This window comes from Streptosporangium jomthongense, assembly GCF_042650425.1.
Classification (GTDB): Bacteria; Actinomycetota; Actinomycetes; order Streptosporangiales; family Streptosporangiaceae; genus Streptosporangium.
On sequence record NZ_JBHSBC010000064.1, the window covers coordinates 1 to 3,761 of the forward strand.

1 protein-coding gene is annotated in these 3,761 nt (G+C 70.7%); it reads right to left on the minus strand.

The annotated features are described in order from the left end of the window. A partial coding sequence (locus ACFOYY_RS41450; protein WP_386197026.1) for an amino acid adenylation domain-containing protein occupies nucleotides 1-3,029 on the minus strand: 3,029 nt, incomplete at its 3' end. Between the last annotated feature and the right edge of the window lie 732 nt (nucleotides 3,030-3,761).

The following is a 3,761-nucleotide window of genomic DNA, read 5'->3' on the forward strand; positions in this document are numbered from 1 at the left end:
TCGGGGTGTTCCCGGGCCCGCACCTCGAACACCTCATGCACCGGAACCTCCACGACCCTCCGCAGCGTGTCCCGCCATCCGGCGGCCAGCCCCGCGACCGTCGCGGCGTCGAACAGGTCCGTGCTGTACTCGACGACGCCGAAGATCCGCTCGCCGTCGTCGGTGATCTGCCAGGTCAGGTCGAACTTCGAGGTTCCGGTCGGGACCAGCTCGCGGGTCCCCGTCGCCGTGCCGAGCCGTACCGGGCGGGCGTCGTGGCGGTGCATCTCGAAGGCGACCTGGGCGAAGGCGGCGCGTTCCCCCGAGTGGTCGCGGGCGACACGGTCGAGGAGGAGCTGGAAGGGCACGTCCTGGTGGCCGAGGTCGGCGAGCACGTCCTCACGCACCTGGCCGAGCAGTTCGCGGAAGCCCACGTCCGTCCGTGCCCGCACCCGTAGCGGGACCAGGTTGACGAAGTAGCCGATCAGGCCCTCCTCGTCGTGCTCCCGGTCGGCGACGGGCGTGGCGACGACGAGGTCCTCCTGCCCGGTACGGCCGCGCAGCGTCAGGCAGAAGGCGGCCAGGAGCACCATGAACGGCGTCGCGCCCTCCGTCCGCGCCAGGTCGCGCACCCGCTCCGCGAGGTCGGCCCCGAGGTCGAACCGTACGGCGGCGCCTGCCGGGGTCCGCTCCCCGGGGACACGGTCGGTGGGCAGGTCGAGTTCCCTCGGGGCGCCTTCGAGCCTGCGCTCCCAGTAGGCGATCCCCTCGTCCAGGGTGTTCCCGCGCACCAGACGGCGCTGCCGTACGGCGTGGTCGCGGGAGCGGGTGGGCAGCTCGGCGAGCTGGGGCTCCCTGCCGTCGAGGGTGGCGGCGTAGATCTCGGCCAGTTCGGTCTCGAAGACGCCGAGTGACCACTCGTCCCACACGATGTGGTGCAGGACGACCAGCAGCACCCAGCCGTCCTCGCCGTCGCGCGTCAGCAGGGTCCGTAGCAGCGGCCCCCGCTCCAGGTCGAACGGCCTGCGGGCCTCGCGGGCGACGACCTCCTCGGAGTACTCCTCGACGGTGAGCCGTACGGGGGAGGGGGGCAGGACGTCCTGCTCCGGTTCGCCGAGGGTGGCGGGGAAGGCGGTGCGCAGGGCCTCGTGCCGTTCGACGAGGGCGTTCAGGGACCGTTCGAGCGCCGGGACGTCGATCTCGCCACGCAGCCGGAACAGCCACGGCACGTTGTAGAGCGGCGCGCCCGGGTTCCACTGCTCGGCCAGCCACAGGGCGTGCTGCCCGAGGGAGAGCGGCCTGCCCTCCTCCTCGTACGGCGCGGCGGGCTCAGGCTCGGGGGCCGGAGCCGGCTGGGGGGCGCGTTCCGCGTCGAGTCGCGCCGCCAGGTCGGCCAGGACCGGGGTGGCGAAGACGGCCTGGGGCGACAGGCCCTTGCCGAAGTGGCCGAACAGCCTGGCGGTGATGCGGAGCGCGGCGAGCGAGTCACCGCCGAGCGCGAAGAAGTCGTCACCGCGTCCGACGCTCCCGACGCCGAGGACCTCCTGCCACAGGTCGGCCAGCAGTTGTTCCGTCTCGGTCCTCGGGGGTTCGGTCCCCTCGCCGTGCTCCGGGCCGCGCGGGAGCGGCGGCAGCGCGTCGCGGTCGAGCTTGCCGCCCTCGGTCAGCGGCAGCCGGTCCAGCGGGATCAGGTGCGCGGGCAGCAGGTAGGCGGGCAGCCGGTCGGCCAGGAACGCCATCAGCTCCCCGACGTTCGGCGTCTCGGTGACCACGTAGCCGACGAGCCGGGTCCTGCCGTCCTCGTCGTCCCGGCCGAGCACCGCGCACCGCCGTACCGCCGGGTGCTGCTCCAGGACCCGCTGGGTCTCCGCGGGCTCGACGCGGTGTCCCCGGATCTTGACCTGGTCGTCGGTCCTGCCGAGGAAGTCCAGCCTTCCGTCCGCGTCGAGGCGGACGAGGTCGCCGGTGCGGTACATACGCGCGCCGGGGGCACCGTACGGGTCGGGCACGAAGCGCTGGGCGGTCAGCCCGGGTTGTCTCGTGTAGCCGAGGGCGAGGGGGCCGCCGCCGACGTAGAGCTCCCCGGCGACCCCGGGCGGGCAGGGCGTGAGGTCCTGGTCGAGGACGTGGAGCACCCGTTCGCCGCAGGCGGTGCCGATCGGGATCTCGTCCGTCACGACCTCGGTCACCTCGTGGACGGTCGCGGTGATCACACACTCGGTCGGTCCGTAGGCGTTGAGCAGCCGCACGTCCGGGGCGTGCCGAAGCCACGAACGGGCGGCCCGGGGGGACATCCGCTCGCTGCCGGAGATCATCAGCCGGAGGCTGTGCCCCTCGGGCAGGGGGTTCCGGTCGAGTCCGAGGGCCAGCTCGTTCCAGTAACCGGCGGGCAGGTTGGCGACGGTGACCCGCTCACGACGCAGGAGGTCGAGGAGGTCGCCGATCGCGGGGGCGCGCTCCTCGCCGAAGACGACGGTCGCCCCGACGGTCAGCGGCGCGAGCGCCTGTTCGACGGAGACGTCCACGTACGGCTGCGCGAACCGCAGGACACGGTCGTCCTCACGCAGTCCGAACCGCTCGCCGATCCCGGCGAGGTGCTCGGCCAGCGCGCCGTACGAGACGCTGACGCCCTTGGGCCTGCCGGTCGTGCCGGAGGTGTACACGAGGTAGGCGGGGTGGGCCGGGTCGGGCGGGGTGAGGCCGGCCGCCTCGGCCGTCTCGTCGCCGAGGTTCGCGTCGAGCCGTACCAGGGGGATCTCCCCCAGGACGTCGCCACCGCCGCTGTCGCCGCTGTCGTCACTGAGGAGAAGGCGGGCGGCGCTGTCCCGCAGGGTGAACCGGTGACGGTCGGCGGGGGCGGCGGGGTCGAGCGCGAGATGGGCGGCGCCCGTCCGCAGTACGGCGAGCATCGCGACCAGGCCGTTCACCGGGTCCTGCGCGCGCACGGCGACGACCTGTCCCGGGACCACCCCGTGCCCGCGCAGCAGCCCGGCGAGTACGGCGGTGCGCCGGTCGAGTTCGGCGTGGGAAAGGGTCAGGCGCGGACCCACTACAGCGGGTCCATCGGGATGCTCTTTAGCGCGCAGAGCCAGCAGGGATTCCCACCCAGCTTTTCGTAACATAGCGGTGACCTCGGAGTTCCAGACCCCCAATCCACGTGCTGTTTTGCTCGTGGAAAATGCCTTTGTCATGGCACGGAACTCCTCTGGAAATCGGGCTGGTGCTACTGGCGAGAATGTGGGGGCTGTGCGCTATAACCCGTTTCGGTTGTCCGCGAACGGCGGAGCGCTGGGCCGGGGGACGGCACCCCGGTACATGCGTTTTTCGCAACCTAAGGAATCCTTGCGCAAGCTATCTTGTCAAGATGTGAGTGTCAAGGGGATGCCTTGACAGCAGGGATTTCTGGCCCGGGTTACATGTTGGGGGCGTTCCCCTTCTCAGGGTGAGAGGGGGCATAGTGAACGACTATTGAACAGACGGAATGGATTACGGCTGTTGCGGTCGGTGAAACTATTGACACCGCAGGAATCAGTGCACAAGATGTGTTGCGCAAGAGTCCCTTAGGGGTTGATCTCCCAGGAACGGGGGCCACGCTGTTTTTGGCGCCATTGGATGCGCGCCCTAATAGAAGCGTGGTTGCGGGCTACCTGCACATATTTCACCGGCGGCTGTGTGGCGTGATTTTCGGAAGGGTCCCGTGTCATGACCAAAACGTTCTCCAGGAGCCACGCCGATGGTGCGGTGCATGAGGTGTTCGAGGTGCGGGCCCGGGAACACCCCGA